Source organism: Amycolatopsis mongoliensis (assembly GCF_030285665.1).
GTDB classification, from domain to species: Bacteria; Actinomycetota; Actinomycetes; order Mycobacteriales; family Pseudonocardiaceae; genus Amycolatopsis; species Amycolatopsis mongoliensis.
In genome coordinates this window covers 6,996,292-7,012,866 of the sequence record NZ_CP127295.1, presented here as the reverse complement: position 1 = coordinate 7,012,866, position 16,575 = coordinate 6,996,292, and the positions used below count along the sequence as shown (strand labels likewise).

The following is a 16,575-nucleotide window of genomic DNA, read 5'->3' as shown; positions in this document are numbered from 1 at the left end:
CCGTCAGTACACCGAACGCAGCAGCTCGGCCACTTCCGCTTCCGACGGCGGCCTCGGCGCGTTGCCGGTGACCGCGTCGGCGACGGCGTCCGCCGCTATCGCCGGGAGGTCGCCGCGGGCCACGCCGAGTTCGCGCAGCGGGCGCTTGATCTCGATCGCCCCCGAAATCTCCCGGACCGCCCCGATCGCCGCGGCCGTCCAGTCCGGTGCCGGCGGCAGGCGCAGGGCGCGGGCCGTCGCTTCGTACGCCGGACCCGCGGCCGGAGCGCTGAACGCCATCACCTCCTCCAGCACCGCGGCGAGCGCGACGCCGTGCGGGGTGCCGGTGTGCGCGGTCAGCGCGTGCCCGATCCCGTGGACCAGCCCTAGCCCGGACAACGTCAGCGCGTGCCCGGCCAGGTGCGCGCCGAGCATCAGCCCGGACCGGGCCTCGAGGTCGGCGCCGTCGCGGTAGGCCACCGGGAGCCAGCGCCCGACCAGGCTCACCGCCTGCGTCGCATAGGCCGCGGAAAACGGTGACGACCCGCGCGAGGCCAGGGACTCGATGCCGTGGACCAGGGCATCCAGGCCGGTGGCGGCGGTGATCCGGGCGGGCAGCCCGAGGGTCAGTTCCGGGTCCAGGACGGCGATCCGGGGCTTCACCGACGAGTGTCCGATGTAGACTTTCCGGCGGGCGCACGTGTCCTCGGCGACGCCGAACCCGTTGGTCTCGGCGCCGGTGCCCGCCGTGGTGGGCACCGCGATCAGGGGCAGGCCGTCGCCCGCGTCCCACAGCCGGTCCGCGTCCGCGGCGACGGCGCCCGGGTTCCCGGCGAGCAGGGAGATGCCCTTCGCCGCGTCCAGGGCCGATCCGCCGCCGAGCGCGAGCACGGCCGCGACGCCGAACGCACGCAGGCGGGCGGCCCCGCGGTCGAGCTCCGCCGTCGACGGGTTCGGGCCGACGTCCTCGTGGACGGCGTGCTCGATCCCCGCCGCGGCCAGGATCTTCTCGACGCGCCCGACGATCCCGGTGGCCCGCAGGCCGCGGTCGGTGACGACGAACACCCGCGAGTGGCCCAGGGACGCGACGAAACCGGGCAGCTCGGCGAGGACCCCGGGACCGTGTTCGGTGCGGCCGGCCGGGTCCACGGACAGGCGCGCGGGACGCGCCGGGCGGTCCGGGTGGGTCAGATCCGCCATCGCCGGACCGCCTCTTCGTCGAGTTCGATGCCGAGCCCGGGCCGCCGCGGGACCTCCAGCTCACCGGCCGAGGTGATCATCACGGGTTCGGCCAGCATGAAGTCGCGGCGTTCGGGCGTCCAGCCGGGCGGGTCCCACGGGAACTCGAAGTACGGGCCGCCGCCGACCCCGGCCGAGACGTGCAGGTTGGCCAGCACGCCGATGCCGTTGGTCCAGCTGTGCGGGGTGAACGCGCGGTGCTTGAGCTGCGCGAGCTCGGCGAGGGTCCGGGCGCGGTGCATGCCGACCGCGAGCACGACGTCCATCTGGTAGACGTCGAGGACGTCTTCTTCGAGGTACCGCAGCAGCTCCGGCACGGAGTGGTGCATCTCCCCCGCCGCGATCCGCACGCCGGGGTTCTCCGCCCGGAGCGTCCTGAAGCCGTCGAGATCGTGGTAGGGCAAGGGTTCCTCGACCCAGAGGACGTCCAGTTCGGCCAGCCGGCGCACGAGCTTGCGGGTCCCGGCGAGGTCGGCCGCGGCGCTCGTGTCGCCCGCCATCCGCCAGGACTGGTTGAGGTCCACCATGATCCCGAAGCCGGGGCCGAGCGCGTCGCGGACGGCGGCCACGGCGGCGACGCCTTCGTCCGCGTGATCGCGGTCGATGCGGATCTTCATCGCGCGGAATCCGGCTTCCCGGGCTCGCCAGGCCGTTTCGACGCGCTCCGCCGGCGGTTTCAGCTCGGCCGAGGAGGCGTATGCGGGCAGCGCGCGGGCGGAGTTGCCGAACAGGGTCGCCACCGGCAAGCCCGCGACCCGGCCGATGATGTCCCAGAGGGCGGCTTCGAGGGGCCAGAAGCGGCCGCCGTGGAAGTTCGCCGTCTCGATGGCCTTGACGTGCCGGACGATGGCGAGCGGGTCCTCGCCGAGGAACAGGTGCTCGACGGCCTCGAAGCCGGCCATGGTGTCGCCGGAGCCGATGCCGGTGACGCCGTCGTCGGTGTGGACGCGCACGATCGTGGCGTCGAAGTGGCGGCGCGGGTCCGGGTCCCAGGCCGCGTGCAGCGCCGGGTCCAGCTCCAGCCGCAGCCGGTCGAGGGTGATCGCGGTGATCTTCATCAGGCCACCACGGTAGGAGCGCCCGGAAACGCCGGGCAAGCGACGGCGGGACATCGCAACGCGGGTTGCGCCGGCGCCAACCGCGGGCGCTGTTAGCTTTCCCGCATGGCTCTCGCGGACGGCACCCGGCGCCCGGGGCACGGCCTCCGCCGCGACCTCGACCTGCTGGAAGCGCTCGCCTCCCCCGAGGCGCAGCGCGCCGGTGAGCTGGGCGTCGTGCGCCTCGCGCAGCTGACCGGGCGGGAGAAGAGCCAGGTCTCGCGGGCGCTCAAGGCGCTCGCCGAGGAGGGCGTCGTCGAACGGGACCCCGACACGCTCGGGTACCGGCTCGGCTGGCGGTTGTTCTCCCTCGTCGCCCGGACCGTCGAAGACCGCCTCGTCCGGGCCGCCGAGCCGGTGATGCGGGAGCTGTCCGCCGAGCTCGAAGAGACCAATCACCTCTGCGTCCTGCGCGACCAGCAGGTGCTGACCCTGCTGTCGGTGTCCGGGCACTCGTTCCGCGTGCACGGCTGGGAAGGCCGCGGCGTCCCGGCCCACTGCACGTCGGCGGGGCGCGTTCTGCTGCTCGACGCCTCTCCGGACGACCTGTACGTCCGGTTCCCCGCGCTGCCCGCCCTGCCCGGGCTGTGGGCGAAGATCCAGCAGGCCCGCCGCGACGGCTACGCCCGCGTCAGCGAGGAGTTCGAGGCGGGTCTTGCCGGGGTGTCGGCCCCGATCCGGGACTTCCGCGGCCGGGTGGTCGCCGCGCTGAACGTCTCCGCGCCCGCCGGGCGGCTCGGCGAGCGCCTCGACGCCGCGGGCCGCGTCACCGCGCGAGCCGCCGCGCGGGTCTCCGCGCACCTCGGCTGGGAAGCGCGCCCGGCACCGCCGCCCACCGCCCGGCCCACCTGACCGCACCTCCACAGTGGACGGTCAGCGGGTCGTGTGGGCTCCGCCGTTGACGTGCAGCGTCTGGCCGGTGATGTGCCGCGCTCCCTCGGACGCCAGGAAGTACGTGGTTTCCGCGATGTCGCGGGGCTGCCCGGCCCGGCCGTTGTGGGTCGCGGCGACCAGCGCGTCCCGCCGCTGCTCGGTGAGCTTCCCGCGGAAGAACTCGGTCTCGGCGATGTAGCCCGGCGAGATCAGGTTGGCGGTGAGCCCCTTCGGGCCGACTTCCGACGACAGCCCGGCGGTCCACGCCGCCAGCGCCGCTTTGGCCGCCCCGTAGGACGTCGACGCGTACTCGGCGCCGATCGACCCGACCGTCACGATCGTGCCGCCCGGGCGCAGCTTGCCGAGCACCGCGGTCGTCGTCAGCACGGCGCTGAGCAGGTTGGCGTCCAGGTTCGCCCGCCACGCCGCGAGCACCCCTTCGAGCCCCGGCCCCTGGTCCACGCCGAGATCGGTGTTGCCGCCCGCGGTGTTGACGACGACGTCGAGGTCCGGGCCCAGCTCGTCCGCCAGCCGGGCGACCTGCCCGGGATCGGTGGCGTCGCACGGGATCGGCCGGACGTCGAGCTCGCCGGCCGTGCGCGCGAGCCGGCCGGCGTTCCGCCCGGTGACGACCACGGTGTCCCCGGCCGCGCGGAACCGCGCGGCGACCGCCTTGCCGAGCCCGGACCCGCCGCCGGTGACCAGCACGATGCGACTCACGGGAATCTCCTCCTCTGCTACGTTTAGCTCTAAACGTAGCAACGAGGGGTCGAGGATGTCCAACGACAGCTACCCGCTGGAAGCGATCCTGCGCCGGCCCGCCGCGGACATCGCCGAGGCGTGGCAACGGGAGCTGCCTGGCGCGCGCACCGAGTCCATCGAGGTCATCACCCCTGCCTGGCGCATCGCCAAGCTCCTCGCCGACGACCGGCGCCGGACGCTGGCCGAGCTCGGGATCGACCCGTCGACCCTGGACCTGCTCAGCGTGATCCGGCGGGCGGGGCCGCCGTACGAGCTGACGACCCGCGAGATCACCCGCCGGACCCTGGTCACCGCGGGCGCGGTCTCCCAGCGGATCGCCCGCGCCGAGCAGGCCGGGCTGGTCGAGCGGGCGCCGTCACCGGTGTCGCGCCGCGCGGTCGCGGTCAAGCTCACCGAAGCCGGCCACACCCTGATCGAGCGGACCGTGCGCCGGCTGCTCGAGCACGAAGCGGACCTGATCGGCGGTCTGACACGCGCCGAGCGCACGACGCTCACCGGCCTGCTCGCCAAGCTGGAGGCGACCCTGCACTCACGCACTTCCTCCCCCGCGGGAGGGGACGGCTGATACCTGAGCGGGAGGTTCCGGCCGCCCGGCCCGGACAGACTCGGCCCATGACCGCACCGCTCACCGAAACCCGCACCCTCAGCCGCCCGCCACGGTGGGCCGTCTTCGCCGCGCACGCCGTCCCGCTGGTCACCCTGCCGTCCGGGATCTGGCGGCTCTTCCTCGCCGCCGGAGTCGACCTCGGGCTGCGGCCCTACCACGCCATCGGGTTCGGCGAAGCCACCTACATCGTCGGACTGAGCGTCGTGTCCGAGGCACTGGCCCTGCTCACGCTCGGCCTCGTCCGGCCGTGGGGCGAGCGCGTCCCCCGGTGGATCCCCGTGCTCGGCGGCCGCCGGGTCGCGCCGTACGCGGCGATCGTCCCGGCGGCCGCCGGGGCACTGGCGCTGGCGGTGATCTGGGGGTACGCCTTCCGCGGCTTCCCCGACTTCGGGACCGTCACGTTCGCCGGCCCGGGCTGGCACGTCCTGCTCGTCGCCTGCTACCTGCCGCTGCTGCTCTGGGCGCCGCTGCTGGCCGCCGTCACGTGGGCGTACTGGCGCCGGCGTCGCGCCGCCGGGCAGGTGTAGCCGCCCGGCACAGCGGGTATCACCCCGCGCACGTCCCCGGAGGGAGCTGACATGGGAATTCTCGTCGGACTGCTGGTGATCTGGGCCGTCCTCGCCGTCCTCGGCATCGTCATCAAAGGACTCTTCTGGCTGATCATCGTCGGCGCGGTGCTGTTCGTCGCGACCGCGGCGATCGGTTTCGTCAAGCGGGAGGCCCTCAGCCGCCGGCACTGACCTCGGGCCACCCCGGCGGCCGAAACCGGCCGAGGTCACGGTTCGCCGCCGGGAATTGCCGTTCGTTCAGCGGCTCACCCGAAAGCGTGCTATTCGATCACTATGACCGAATCACCGAACTACCCGAACTATCCCGAGTCCGCTTCGGCCGGCCGGCCGCCGGGCGCTCCCGCCCGGCCCAGCACGGTCGAAGGCGCTTTCTGGGCGTTCATCGCTTCGACCGTCATCGGGCTCGTCGGCGGGCTGCTGATTTTCGGAAACCGCGACGCGATCGCCGACGCGCTGCGCAATTCGAACAGACAAAACGGCGGTGGCCTGACCGAGACGCAGATCGACCAGGCGGTGAACATCGCGATGATCACCGCGGTCGTGATCGCCGTGATCATCGCCGCGCTGTACCTGCTGTTCGCGTTCAAGCTGCGCGCCGGGCGGAACTGGGCGCGCATCGTGCTCACGGTGCTCACCGCCCTGCAGCTGATCTCGCTGCTGGTCGGGCAGAGCACGATCGTCGGCTACGTCGGCGTGGTCGCCGCAGTCGTCGGCGTGGTGTTGTCGTTCATGGCACCGTCGAACGCGTACTTCGCGACGGCCAAGACGATCCGCTAGGACCGGACCCGGGCCCGCCGTCACCGCCGGCGGGCCCGGTTCGTCTCGCGGACGACCGTCCACGCGTCCGCCACCGGTCCCAGGTGCGCGAGCTTGTCGGGGTTGAGCACCGCACGAATGGTCTGGACCCGCCCGCCGAGCAGGTCGAGCGTCATGGTGTTGACGACCCGGCTGTCGCGGTCGCGGAAGAGCGCCCCGGGCTGGCCGTTGACCTCCCGCGGTTCGACCACTCCGCCGATCCGGGCGAACGGCCCGGCGAACGCGGCCAGCAGCCGGGCCACCGGCTCGGCGCCGAAGACGCCTTCGCCCCACAACGGGGCCTTGCCCCCGCTGTCCCCCACCAGCTTCACGTCGGCGGCGAGCAGCTCCCGCAGCCCGTCGAGGTCGCCTTCCCGGAAGGCGCCGAAGAACCGCTGGGCGAGCCGGTCGCGCTCCCGGCGATCCGCGGCGAACCGGACGCGGCCCGCGTCCATGTGGCGGCGCGCCCGCACCGCGAGCTGGCGGCACGCCGCCTCGGAACGGCCCACCGCCGACGCGACGTCGCCGAACGCGAAGCCGAACACCTCCCGCAGCACGAAAACCGCGCGTTCGAGCGGGCTGAGCCGTTCCAGCAGCAGCAGCGCCGCCATCGACACCGAGTCGGCCAGTTCCGCCGAGCGTTCCGGGTCCTCGTACGGGTCGGCCAGCAGCGGCTCGGGGAACCACTGCCCGACGTACTCCTCCCGCCGCACGCGCGCCGAGCGCAGGACGTCGATCGCGATCCGCGAGACCGTGGCCGACAGGAACGCCTTCACCGAGGTGGGCCGGGACGCGGACGCCTCGTAGCGCAGCCAGGTCTCCTGGACCGCGTCCTCGGCCTCGCCCACGCCGCCGAGGATACGGTAGGCGATCGAGAACAACAGGGGACGCAGGTGTTCGAACTCCTCGGCTTTCGTCACGCTTCCCGGGACGAGACAGGCCGGCCGGATGTGACATGTCACGGATCGGCGGGGTCGTCTCGTCTCGGGAGGCATGAACGAAAACACGACGCAGGTCGCTCTGGTCACCGGGGCGAACAAGGGAATCGGCCGCGCGACCGCCGAGCAGCTCGCCGGGCGGGGCATGACGGTCCTGCTCGGCGCCCGCGACGCCCGCCGCGGCGAAGAGGCCGCCGCGGCGGTGCGGGGCAAGGCGCACCCGATCGTCCTGGACGTCACCGACGCGGCCACCGTCCAGGCGGCCGCGAGGTGGATCGAGGACCGGTTCGGCCGCCTCGACGTCCTGGTCAACAACGCCGGGATCACCGGCTCCGGGCCGGTCTCGCCGGTGGACGCCCTCGACCAGGTGCCGAGCTCCGTCGACGTGGACATGGTCCGGGCGGTCTTCGAGACGAACGTCTTCGGCGTGATCACCGTGACCAACGGGCTGCTCCCGCTGCTGCGCCGGTCGCCGGCGCCGCGGATCGTCAACGTCAGCAGCGGCGCCGGGTCGCTGACCATCGCGAGCGACCCGGCGGGCCCGCTCGCCGCGCTGCCCGCCTCGGCCGCCTACTCGCCGTCCAAGTCCGCGCTGAACGCGCTCACCGTGCAGTACGCGAACGAACTGCGCAAGGACGGGGTCCTGGTCAACGCCGCCGACCCGGGTTACGTCGACACTGACATCAACAACCACACCGGTTTTCTCACGACCGCGCAGGGCGCGGCGGTGGTGGTGCGCCTGGCCACGCTGGGCGCGGACGGGCCGACCGGCGGGTTCTTCGGGGAGGGCGGCCCGGTGCCCTGGTAGTCATCACGGCCGGCGCTGTCCGGTTCGGACGGTGCCGGCCGCCGAATCCCGGCGGCCCGGAATCAGCGGCCGTCCCAGGGGCGGCCGGCCACCAGGTTGGCCACCCACCGCAGCGCGGTCTCGCAGAGCGCCGCTTCGGTGCCCCGCCGGTGGGCGACCACGTCGTCGTCGCACCAGAGCATCAACGCCGTCGCACCGCCCACGGTCGGCGTCAGCCCGACCACCCAGCGCCGCCCGTCGAGGGCGAGGACGCGCTCGGCCGTGACCCAGCGCCCGCGCGAGCCGGTCACCGTCCACGCCGGCATCCGGGCGAGCTCCGCGACCGTGCGCGCCCCGTTCTCGTTCGGGCCGTTCATGCCGCCACTGTCGCACGGCGGGACCGTGGACGGGCGCCGCCGGTCCCGGCGCGTCGAAGCCGTCGTCGTCGGGGACGCCCGGGGTCCCCTACCGGCCCGTGCTGCCGTCGATCAGTTCGCGGAGGATGTCGGCGTGGCCGGCGTGGCGGCCGGTTTCCTCGATCATGTGGACCAGCGCCCAGCGCATCGACGGCGGCGTGCCGCCGGGCCGGGCGACCGGCTCGGTCAGGTCGGTGCACGCGTCGATGACCGCGTTGGCCTCCTCGACGGCGGCGCGGTAGCCGGCCAGGACCGACGCGGCCGTCTCCCGGGGACGCGGCCGGAACGTGGCGCGCCAGTCGGCCGTGTGCTCGCCGAGGAAGGTGAAGCGCTCGACGTGGGTCAGGTGCCGCACCAGGCCCAGCAGCGACGTGCCCGACGGCACGCCGGGCGTCCGGACCTGCGGTTCCGGCACGCCCTCGGCCTTGGCGGCCACCGCGGCGCGCAGCTGGTCGAGGAACCCGCGCAGCACGTCCTTCTCGCCGGGGCCGGTCTGCGGTGGCGGGGTGTCCCGTCGGCGGAGCATGGCGAGTCCTCCTCGGGGTTTCAGCGGGTGCGGCGGATCAGCAGCAGGTGGTCGACGACGTCGGCGACCCGCCCGCCGGGGCCGGTGGCGCGGCGGGACAGGGCCTCGGCGCGCTCGACGGTCCAGGTACCGGGATCGAGGTCCAGGGTCCCGGCCACTTCGCGCGCGGAGGGGAAATGAACGTCCGGGTCCCGGTTCCACGACCACGGCGCGACCGACCCGTGGTCGACGACCAGCAGCCGCCCGCCGGGGGTCAGCGCCCGCGCGGCCCGCCGCAGCACGCCGGCGCGCGGCCGCTCGAAGGACGCGTGCAGGTAGTGCGCCGACACGAGGTCGAAGCGGCCCGCGGGGAACGTCTCGGTCAGGTCGTGCCGCTCGGCGGTGACCCGGTCGCCGAGCCCGAGGACCCGGGCTCGCTCGGTCAGGCGGGTGATCGCGACGCCGGAGATGTCGGCCGCGGTCACGTGCCGGCCCCGGCGGGCGAGCCACAGCGTGTCGCCGCCGGCACCGCAGCCCAGGTCGAGCGCCGTACCCGGGTCGAGATCGCGGACGACTTCGGTGAGCCGGACGTTCGGGGCCGGGTCCGCAGCTTCGGTGGTGGTCATGGGCCCACCGTGCCGGGGACGTGCCGGAGTGGCACGGTTTCTTGCGGTTTCGGCAAGATGGCCGGGTGAGCGACGACTTCGAAGACGTCCTGCACGCCGTCGGCCCGCGGCTGCGGGCCCTGCGCCGCCACCGCGGGCTGACCCTGGCCGAGGTCGCCGGCACCACCGGGGTGTCGGAAAGCACGCTGTCCCGGCTGGAGAGCGGGCAGCGGCGAGCCGGCCTGGAGCTGCTGCTGCCGCTGGCCCGCGCCTACCGCGTCCCGCTCGACGACCTCGTCGGCGCGCCCCGCAGCGGCGACCCGCGCGTCCACCTCACCCCGATCCACCGCCACGGCATGACGTTCGTGCCGCTGTCGCGGCGGCCGGGCGGCATGCAGGCGTACAAGATGATCATCCCGAGCAGCGACCACCCGCCCGAGCCGGACCACCAGACCCACGACGGCCACGAGTGGCTCTACGTGCTCCACGGGCACCTGCGGCTGGTCCTCGGCGAGCACGATCTGGTGCTGCCCGCGGGCGAGGCGGCGGAGTTCGACACGTCGCTGCCCCACTGGCTCGGGAGCGCCGACGGGAAGGCCGTCGAGCTGCTCATCCTCTTCGGGCAGCAGGGCGAACGGGCGCACCTGCGCGCCCGCGCCGCCCGTGACTGAGCGGGTGTCCGGGCGGTGTCAGGCCGGTGTCAGGTGGCCCCGCGAACGTGGTCACACCACACCGCAGGGACCACACCGCAAGGGGAACCGCCATGACCGTCTTCACCACACCGGAACCGATCACCGCCACGCTGACCACCGCCGGCGCCCACGTGCGGATCGCCGCGAGCGAGCGGCCCGACACGGTCGTGCGGGTCGAGCCCGTGAACAGCGCGAGCAAGTCGGACGTGAAGGTCGCCGAGCAGACCGAAGTCGCCTTCGCCGGCGGTGAGCTCACGATCAAGACGACCAAGCCCGGCGCCAAGAACGGTTCGGTCGCCATCACGGTCGAGCTGCCCGCCGGGTCGGAGGTGGTGCTGGCGACGGCCTGGACGGAGGTGCACGCCGACGGCCGGCTCGGCGCCTGCGAGCTGGACGTCGCGTCGGGGCGGGTCCGGCTCGGCCACGTCGCCGCGTTGCGGGGCCGCCTCTCGGCCGGCGAGGTCGCCGTCGGCCACGTCACCGGGACCGCCGAACTCGACGGCGGGTCCGCCGGCGTCCGGATCGGCGAAGTCGAGGGTTCGCTGCGGTACGCGGGCTCGACCGGAAAGGTGTGGTTCGGCCACGCCCGCTCCGACGTCGAGTTCGCCGGCTCCGGCGGCAGCTTCGCCCTCGACCGCGCCGACGGCAGCGTCTTCGCCGAGGCGGCGCACTGCCCGATCCGGATCGGCCGCATGACGAGCCGCCGGGCGGACCTGACGAACGCCGCCGGCGGCATCGAGGTCGGCGTCGGCGAGGGCAGCACCGCGTCGGTGGACGCCGACAGCACGAAGGGCGCGGTGCGCAACTCCCTGCCGGAGCACGCGGGCGAGTCCGCGGACCACGTCGAGATCCACGCCCGCACGCGCCTCGGCGACATCGTCATCCACCGCGCGGAGGCCTGAGCCGGGATCGATTTCCGGTGAACACCGCGGCCGGACCCCCGTCCGGCCGCGGATCTCCCAGGGTTCTCCCAGAACCTCCCAGGAAGCGGCCAGGCGGGCGGGCCAGGCTCGCCGTCATGACCACCATCGAAGCACGCGGCCTGACCAAGCGGTACGGCCCCGACACCGTCGTGGACGACCTCTCGTTCACCGTCGCACCCGGGCAGGTCACCGGGTTCCTCGGGCCGAACGGGGCCGGCAAGTCCACGACCATGAAGATGATCCTGGGCCTCGCCGCGCCGACGCGGGGGTCCGTCACCGTCGGCGGGCGCCGCTACCGCGATCTTCCGGTGCCCCTGACCGAAGTCGGCGCGCTGCTCGACGCCGGCGCCGTCCACGGTGGCCGGAAGGCCGCCGACCACCTGCTGGCCCTCGCGGTCAGCAACGGGCTCCCCCGCCGCCGCGTCGGCGAGGTGCTCGCCCGGACCGGGCTGGAAGCCGTGGCCGGCAAACGGGCCGGCGGGTTCTCCCTCGGCATGCGGCAGCGCCTCGGCATCGCGGCCGCACTGCTCGGCGACCCACGCGTGCTGATCTTCGACGAGCCGGTCAACGGGCTCGACCCCGAAGGCATCCGGTGGATCCGGGACTTCATGCGCTCCCTCGCCCGCGAGGGCCGGGCGGTGCTGGTGTCCAGCCATCTCATGAGCGAGATGGCGCAGACCGCCGACCACCTCGTCGTGATCGGCCGGGGCCGGCTGGTCGCCGACACCGCCGTCAGCGAGCTCGTGCGCGGCGAGGGCACCGTGCTCGTCCGCACGCCCGACCCGGGCTTCGCGCGCCTGCTCGCCACCGCCGGGGCCACCGTGCGCGAAGGCGCCGAGGCCTCGCTCGTCGTGTCCGGCATGACGAGCGGCGAGATCGGCAAGCTGGCGGCCTACCACGGCGTCGCGCTCGCCGAGCTCACCCCGCAGCGCGTCTCGCTCGAAGACGCCTTCATGGAACTGACCAAGGACAGCGTCGAGTACGAGGGAGTCACCGCGTGAGCGTCCCCTTCACCCGTTCCGTCCACGCGGAGTGGATCAAGCTCCGCAGCCTGCGCTCGACCTGGTACACCCTGGCGTGCCTCTTCGCGGTCGGGCTCGGCATCACGGCGCTGGCCATGAACTCCGCCGGGAAGACGTACGCCGAGGACCCGCAGGCCTGGGATCCCACCAACCGCAGCCTGACGTCGTACATCGTCGCGCAGCTGATCATCGGGGTGCTGGGCATCCTCGTCATCACCGCCGAGCACGCGACCGGGCTGGTGCAGACGTCCCTGATCGCCACGCCCCGCCGGCCCCGGCTGCTGGCGGCCAAGGTGGTGGTGGCCGTCGGCGTCGCCGTGGTGGCGGGCCAGGTGCTGATGTTCGCTGCCTTCTTCCTCGGCCAGGCCGTGCTCACCACCCAGGACGTGCCGCACGCGCGGTTCGGCGATCCCGGCGTGCTCTCCGCCGTGACCGGCGGCGGGCTCTACCTCGCGGCGATCGCGCTGCTCGCGGTCGGCCTCGGCACGCTCATGCGCGCCACCGCGGGCGCGCTCGCCACCCTCGTCGGGATCGTCTTCCTGGTCCCGGCCCTCGCGGGCCTCTTCCCGGCGTGGCTGCGCGGGATGTTCTTCTACTGGCCGACGCTCGGGGCGTCCGCGGTGTTCAAGACGGTCCCCGATCCGGACTTCCCGCACCCGTGGCTGAACCTGGGCGGGATGTGCCTCGGGGTCGCGGCCGTGCTGGCCGTCGCGTTCGTGGTCTTCCGGCGCCGGGACGTCTGATGCGGGAGGTGGCCCGGGGCCTGGTCGCGGCCGCCGCCGCGTTGCTCGCCATGGCGGGGGTCGCGGCGGCCGGCCTGGCCCTCCTCGGCGCCGTCCGGTTCACCCCGGCGGTCGTCGCGCTCGCCGTGGGCGGTTCGATCGACGTCGAGGCCGTGCCGGCGGGCGGGCTCCCGGTTGCCCTGCGGGGCAGCCTGCACGGGATCCCGCTCGGGGTTTCCCTTGCGGGGGCGGTGGTTCTGGGGTGGCTGCTGCTGCGCCGCCGTGAGGAGGGACTGCTCGTCCGCAGCGTCGTGGCGACAGTGGCTTTCGCGGCGGCGCTGGCCGCGATCACTGTGCCGGCAAAGGGAAAACTCGCGCTGCCGACGGGCTCCGGCGGGGTGCGGGGCTGTGTGTCCACCGGGTCGCGCCTGCCGGTGCCCGGCCGGCTGGACGCCGGGTTCTCCGTCCCGGTCGGACCGGTGCTGGCAGGCGCGGTGATCTGGGCGCTCGTGGTCGTCGGAGTGTGCTGGCTCATCGCGCGATTTCCTTTCATCGCAGAGGTTTTTCGCGTCGCGCGGTGGCCGGCTGCCGGGCTCGTCGTGGTGTGCCTGGCCGCCGCCTGGACGTTCGGGGGCGCCGCGGCCGCCGGGGGCGTCCTGCTCGTCCTCCCCCAGCTGGTGATCGGCGCCGTGCTGCTGGGGCTCGGCGTGCCGTGGACGGTGGACCCCGCGCTCCCCTGCGTGCCGGCTCTCGGGCACTTCACTCCCGGACTGTGGGTGTCCGGCGCGCTCCTGCTGGTCTCCGTCCTCGTCCTCGTCGTCCGCCGCGGTCGCCCGCTGCGCCGGGCGGCGGCCGTCAGCGCGGTGGCGGGTGGCGTGGCGGTCGTCGTGACGCTGTTCTCGCGCGTTTCGGCCGACGTCTCGGTGACGGCGTTCAGCTTCCCGGTCCCGGTCCTGGACGTGCGGCTCACCGCGAACCCGCTGCTCGCGCTCGCGGCCGGCGCGCTCGCCGGGTTCGCGGGGAGCCTGCTCGCCGGCGCGATCTCCGTATCCTCGCGGGCATGGAAGCGATGAGCGCGCAGCGGCTGCTGGTGGTCGACGACGAAGCCACCGTCCGCGAGCTGCTGTCGGCCGCGCTCCGGTTCGCCGGCTTCCGGGTGACGTCCGCGGCGACGGCGGGGGAAGCCGTCGCCGCGGCCACCGCGGAACCACCGGACCTGGTGCTGCTGGACGTCATGCTGCCGGACATGGACGGCTTCGAGGTGGTCCGGCGGCTGCGCGAGCGGCGCCAGCCGGTGCCCGTCCTCTTCCTCACCGCGCGGGACGGGCAGGCCGACAAGGTCACCGGCCTGTCCCTCGGCGCCGACGACTACGTCACCAAGCCGTTCGACCTGGCGGAGCTGATCGCGCGGATCCGCGCGATCCTCCGCCGGACCGCCGGGCACCCGGCCGACGTGCTGGCCGTGGGCACGCTCGCCCTCGACGCCGAAGGCCACCAGGTGACGCGCGCGGGGCGGCCCGTCCGCGTGTCCGCCACCGAGTTCCGGCTGCTGCGCTACCTGATGGAGAACGCCGGCCGCGTGGTGTCCAAGGCGCAGATCCTCGACCGCGTGTGGCGCGACGACTTCGGCGGCGACGCCAGCATCGTCGACACCTACATCTCCTACCTGCGCCGGAAAGTGGACACCGAGGAGCCCAAGCTGATCCACACCGTGCACGGCGTCGGTTACGTGCTGCGGGAGCCCCGGCGGTGAGGCGGCTGTCGCTGCGGGCCCGGCTGCTCCTGCTCACCGCCGGTCTCCTGCTGACCGGCCTGACCCTCGTCAGCGCGGTGGTCTCCGACCAGCTCGAACGGTTCCAGCTCGACCGGCTCGACGGCCAGCTGCGCTCGATGACCGAGCTCATCTCCCGCGCGGCGGGCCCGCCACCCGCCGAGAACCCCGCCGTGCGGCCGGATCTCCTCGATCCCGCGCTCGAGCTGTTCGGCACCCCGTACGTCGTCTACCTGGACGCCGGCGGCGCGGTGGCGGGCAGCCTGCACTCGTCGCGGGCGGGCGGCGCGACGCTGCCGTCGTCCGGCACGCTGCGCACGGTCCCCACCGACGGGACGGCCGTCGACCTGAGTGCCGCCGACGGGTCGCAGCGCTGGCGGGCCGTCGCGCGCCCGGCCGCCCGCTGGGGCGGGACGGTGGTTTCGGCCGCGCCGCTCGCCGAGACCGACGCCACGATCACCCAGCTGCGCGTGAGCAGCCTGGTCGCCGGTGCCGGACTGCTCGTCGCGCTGACCGCGGCCGGCTGGTTCGCCCTCGGCCGGGGCCTGCGGCCGCTGCGCCGGATCGAGCACACGGCGGCCGCGATCGCCGGCGGCGACCTCACCCGGCGCGTGCCGGTCCTCGCGCCGCCCGGCACGGAGATCGGGCACCTCGCGGCGTCGCTCAACACGATGCTCGGGCAGCTGGAGGAGGCCTTCGCCGCCCGGGCGGCGTCCGAGGCGCGGATGCGCACCTTCGTCGCGGACGTCAGCCACGAGCTGCGCACGCCGCTGTTCGGCATCAAGGGGTCGACGGAGCTCTACCGGATGGGCGCGCTGCCCGAAGCGTCCGATGTGGACGAAGCGATGCGTCGCATCGACCGCGAAGCGACCCGGCTCACCGCGCTCACCGAGGACCTGCTGCTGCTCGCCCAGCTCGACGAAGCGCCGGAGGAGCAGCTCGACCGGGCGCCGATGGACCTGCGCACCCTCGCCGGCGACGCCCGGCAGGACCTGCGGGCGCTCGACCCGTCCCGGCCGGTCTCGCTCACCGGGCCGGGCGGCGTCGGGGCGCCGGGCCCGGCCCCGGTCGACGGGGACGAAGCCCGGCTGCGGCAGGTGGTCACCAACCTGGCGGGCAACGCGGCCGCCCACACCCCGCCGGGCACGCCCGTCCGCATCGGCGTCGGCACCGCGGCGGGCCGTGCGGTGCTCGAGGTGGTGGACGAGGGTCCGGGGATGACGGCCGAGCAGGCGGACCGGGTGTTCAACCGGTTCTACCGGGCCGACCGGTCCCGGAGCCGTTCCGGTGGCGCGAACGCGGGCCTGGGCCTGCCGATCGCCCGGTCCCTGGCCCGGGCGCACGGCGGTGACGTCGAACTGGAGACCGCTCTCGGGGAAGGTGCCTGCTTCCGGCTCGCGTTGCCGTTGCCCGCCCGGGACTGAGGCTCAGCGCCGGAAGCAGCGCAGCGGGTGGACGAGCCAGTGGAAGTTCAGGCCGTAGCCCAGCCGAAGGACTTCGGGGTCCAGAGGCGCCGGTACGGGAGCCCGGCCGCGCGTGACCAGTGGTCAACCGGACGGCTCCGCCCTACGGTGGTGCGATGAGCGGTCTGAGCGGGCAAACGGTCGTGCTGGTCGGCGGGAGCGCCGGCATCGGGTTCGCAACGGCGCGGCTGGCCCGGTCCGAAGGTGCCGACGTCGTGCTGACCGGCCGCGATCCCGGCAAGCTCGAACGAGCGGCCGAGGAACTGGGCGCGCGGGACACGGCCGCGTTCGACGCCTCCGACGCGGCCGCGGTCGCGAGCTTCTTCGCGGCCCTTCCCGGGACGATCGACCACGTGCTGGTCACCGCGGGCGCTCCGCACTACGGGCCGCTGCTCGAAATGAGCGCCGAGGACGTGCGCACCGCGCTCAGCGACCACATCGCGGCCGCGCTCGAGATCGCGCGGCACGCCGCGCCGAAAATGCGCCCCGGCGGCTCGCTCCTGCTGACGGGCGGCACCGGCGGCCGGCGCATCGGGCACGGCCTCGGCATCGTCTCGGCCGCGACGGCCGCGCTGCCGCCGTTCACCGCGGCGCTCGCCCTGGAGCTGGCACCGGTGCGCGTCAACCTGATCGCCGCGGGGTTCGTCGACACCCCGCTGTCGGCGGCCCTGCTCGGGGACAAGCTGGAGGAGCGCCGCGCCGAACTGCGGGCGACGCTCCCGATCGGCCGCGTGGTCGGGCCGGCGGACGTAGCCGCGCTGGCGGTCCACCTCATGACGAACACGGCGCTGACGGGCGCGACCTAAGACA

At 74.2% G+C, this 16,575-nt stretch carries 21 protein-coding genes; 14 read left to right on the top strand and 7 right to left on the bottom strand.

Annotated elements, in window-relative coordinates:
- Positions 1-3 precede the first annotated feature (3 nt).
- Positions 4-1,179 (bottom strand): iron-containing alcohol dehydrogenase family protein, encoded by a 1,176-nt coding sequence (locus QRX60_RS33710; RefSeq protein ID WP_285995472.1) that lies wholly within the window; start codon positions 1,177-1,179, stop codon positions 4-6.
- Positions 1,167-2,276, bottom strand: coding sequence for a mandelate racemase/muconate lactonizing enzyme family protein (locus QRX60_RS33705; protein WP_285995471.1), 1,110 nt, complete (start codon positions 2,274-2,276; stop codon positions 1,167-1,169). Before QRX60_RS33705 ends, QRX60_RS33710 begins: the two co-directional genes overlap by 13 nt.
- A 105-nt stretch (positions 2,277-2,381) precedes the next feature.
- Here QRX60_RS33705 and QRX60_RS33700 point away from each other — a divergent pair, with 105 nt between their 5' ends.
- Complete coding sequence (locus QRX60_RS33700) at positions 2,382-3,167, top strand: IclR family transcriptional regulator (protein WP_285995470.1); 786 nt, start codon at positions 2,382-2,384, stop codon at positions 3,165-3,167.
- Between the two features lie 21 nt (positions 3,168-3,188).
- Here the strand turns inward: QRX60_RS33700 and QRX60_RS33695 are convergent, their stop codons facing one another.
- Positions 3,189-3,908, bottom strand: a complete 720-nt coding sequence (locus QRX60_RS33695; protein WP_285995469.1) for an SDR family NAD(P)-dependent oxidoreductase — start codon at positions 3,906-3,908, stop codon at positions 3,189-3,191.
- 55 nt (positions 3,909-3,963) lie between these two features.
- Here QRX60_RS33695 and QRX60_RS33690 point away from each other — a divergent pair, with 55 nt between their 5' ends.
- The 4 genes from QRX60_RS33690 to QRX60_RS33675 all read left to right on the top strand — a co-directional run bounded on the left by QRX60_RS33690 (position 3,964) and on the right by QRX60_RS33675 (position 5,903).
- On the top strand, positions 3,964-4,515 hold the full coding sequence (locus QRX60_RS33690; RefSeq protein ID WP_285995468.1) for a MarR family winged helix-turn-helix transcriptional regulator: 552 nt from the start codon (positions 3,964-3,966) through the stop codon (positions 4,513-4,515).
- A gap of 47 nt (positions 4,516-4,562) precedes the next feature.
- Positions 4,563-5,084, top strand: a complete 522-nt coding sequence (locus QRX60_RS33685; protein ID WP_285995467.1) for a hypothetical protein — start codon at positions 4,563-4,565, stop codon at positions 5,082-5,084.
- Between the two features lie 51 nt (positions 5,085-5,135).
- Positions 5,136-5,297 carry a hypothetical protein gene (locus QRX60_RS33680; protein ID WP_285995466.1) on the top strand — a complete coding sequence of 54 codons (162 nt, stop codon included), beginning with the start codon at positions 5,136-5,138 and terminating at the stop codon, positions 5,295-5,297.
- A 102-nt stretch (positions 5,298-5,399) separates the two neighbouring features.
- A complete protein-coding gene (locus QRX60_RS33675) occupies positions 5,400-5,903 on the top strand; it encodes a hypothetical protein (RefSeq protein ID WP_285995465.1) in 504 nt (167 codons plus the stop codon).
- 20 nt (positions 5,904-5,923) lie between these two features.
- On the opposite strand, the gene QRX60_RS33670 is transcribed toward QRX60_RS33675, so the two are convergent.
- Positions 5,924-6,841 carry an RNA polymerase sigma-70 factor gene (locus QRX60_RS33670; RefSeq protein ID WP_285995464.1) on the bottom strand — a complete coding sequence of 306 codons (918 nt, stop codon included), beginning with the start codon at positions 6,839-6,841 and terminating at the stop codon, positions 5,924-5,926.
- A 73-nt stretch (positions 6,842-6,914) separates the two neighbouring features.
- Between QRX60_RS33670 and QRX60_RS33665 the strand changes: the two genes are divergently transcribed.
- Positions 6,915-7,667 carry an SDR family NAD(P)-dependent oxidoreductase gene (locus QRX60_RS33665; protein ID WP_285995463.1) on the top strand — a complete coding sequence of 251 codons (753 nt, stop codon included), beginning with the start codon at positions 6,915-6,917 and terminating at the stop codon, positions 7,665-7,667.
- A 62-nt stretch (positions 7,668-7,729) separates the two neighbouring features.
- Here the strand turns inward: QRX60_RS33665 and QRX60_RS33660 are convergent, their stop codons facing one another.
- The 3 genes from QRX60_RS33660 to QRX60_RS33650 all read right to left on the bottom strand — a co-directional run bounded on the left by QRX60_RS33660 (position 7,730) and on the right by QRX60_RS33650 (position 9,193).
- Positions 7,730-8,023 carry a hypothetical protein gene (locus QRX60_RS33660; RefSeq protein WP_285995462.1) on the bottom strand — a complete coding sequence of 98 codons (294 nt, stop codon included), beginning with the start codon at positions 8,021-8,023 and terminating at the stop codon, positions 7,730-7,732.
- An 88-nt stretch (positions 8,024-8,111) separates the two neighbouring features.
- Positions 8,112-8,588 (bottom strand): DinB family protein, encoded by a 477-nt coding sequence (locus QRX60_RS33655; RefSeq protein WP_285995461.1) that lies wholly within the window; start codon positions 8,586-8,588, stop codon positions 8,112-8,114.
- 20 nt (positions 8,589-8,608) lie between these two features.
- Positions 8,609-9,193: an SAM-dependent methyltransferase gene (locus QRX60_RS33650; protein WP_285995460.1), complete on the bottom strand. Its 585-nt coding sequence runs from the start codon at positions 9,191-9,193 to the stop codon at positions 8,609-8,611.
- Between the two features lie 65 nt (positions 9,194-9,258).
- Here QRX60_RS33650 and QRX60_RS33645 point away from each other — a divergent pair, with 65 nt between their 5' ends.
- From QRX60_RS33645 to QRX60_RS33610, 8 genes are all read left to right on the top strand, one after another.
- The gene (locus tag QRX60_RS33645) at positions 9,259-9,843 is read left to right on the top strand and encodes a helix-turn-helix domain-containing protein (RefSeq protein ID WP_285995459.1); all 585 of its coding nucleotides are present in this window, start codon (positions 9,259-9,261) and stop codon (positions 9,841-9,843) included.
- A gap of 92 nt (positions 9,844-9,935) precedes the next feature.
- On the top strand, positions 9,936-10,766 hold the full coding sequence (locus QRX60_RS33640) for a DUF4097 family beta strand repeat-containing protein (protein WP_285995458.1): 831 nt from the start codon (positions 9,936-9,938) through the stop codon (positions 10,764-10,766).
- Positions 10,767-10,882: 116 nt separating this feature from the next.
- Complete coding sequence (locus tag QRX60_RS33635; RefSeq protein ID WP_285995457.1) at positions 10,883-11,788, top strand: ABC transporter ATP-binding protein; 906 nt, start codon at positions 10,883-10,885, stop codon at positions 11,786-11,788.
- Positions 11,785-12,552 carry an ABC transporter permease gene (locus QRX60_RS33630; RefSeq protein WP_285995456.1) on the top strand — a complete coding sequence of 256 codons (768 nt, stop codon included), beginning with the start codon at positions 11,785-11,787 and terminating at the stop codon, positions 12,550-12,552. The genes QRX60_RS33635 and QRX60_RS33630 overlap by 4 nt, the downstream gene beginning before the upstream one ends.
- On the top strand, positions 12,552-13,604 hold the full coding sequence (locus QRX60_RS33625; RefSeq protein ID WP_285995455.1) for a hypothetical protein: 1,053 nt from the start codon (positions 12,552-12,554) through the stop codon (positions 13,602-13,604). Before QRX60_RS33630 ends, QRX60_RS33625 begins: the two co-directional genes overlap by 1 nt.
- Positions 13,601-14,284 (top strand): response regulator transcription factor, encoded by a 684-nt coding sequence (locus QRX60_RS33620; RefSeq protein WP_408630282.1) that lies wholly within the window; start codon positions 13,601-13,603, stop codon positions 14,282-14,284. Before QRX60_RS33625 ends, QRX60_RS33620 begins: the two co-directional genes overlap by 4 nt.
- Positions 14,281-15,726, top strand: a complete 1,446-nt coding sequence (locus QRX60_RS33615; protein ID WP_285995453.1) for a HAMP domain-containing sensor histidine kinase — start codon at positions 14,281-14,283, stop codon at positions 15,724-15,726. Before QRX60_RS33620 ends, QRX60_RS33615 begins: the two co-directional genes overlap by 4 nt.
- A 155-nt stretch (positions 15,727-15,881) precedes the next feature.
- Entirely contained in the window at positions 15,882-16,571 is a 690-nt protein-coding gene (locus QRX60_RS33610; protein ID WP_285995452.1) for an SDR family NAD(P)-dependent oxidoreductase, read from the top strand.
- The last annotated feature ends 4 nt before the right edge of the window (positions 16,572-16,575 follow it).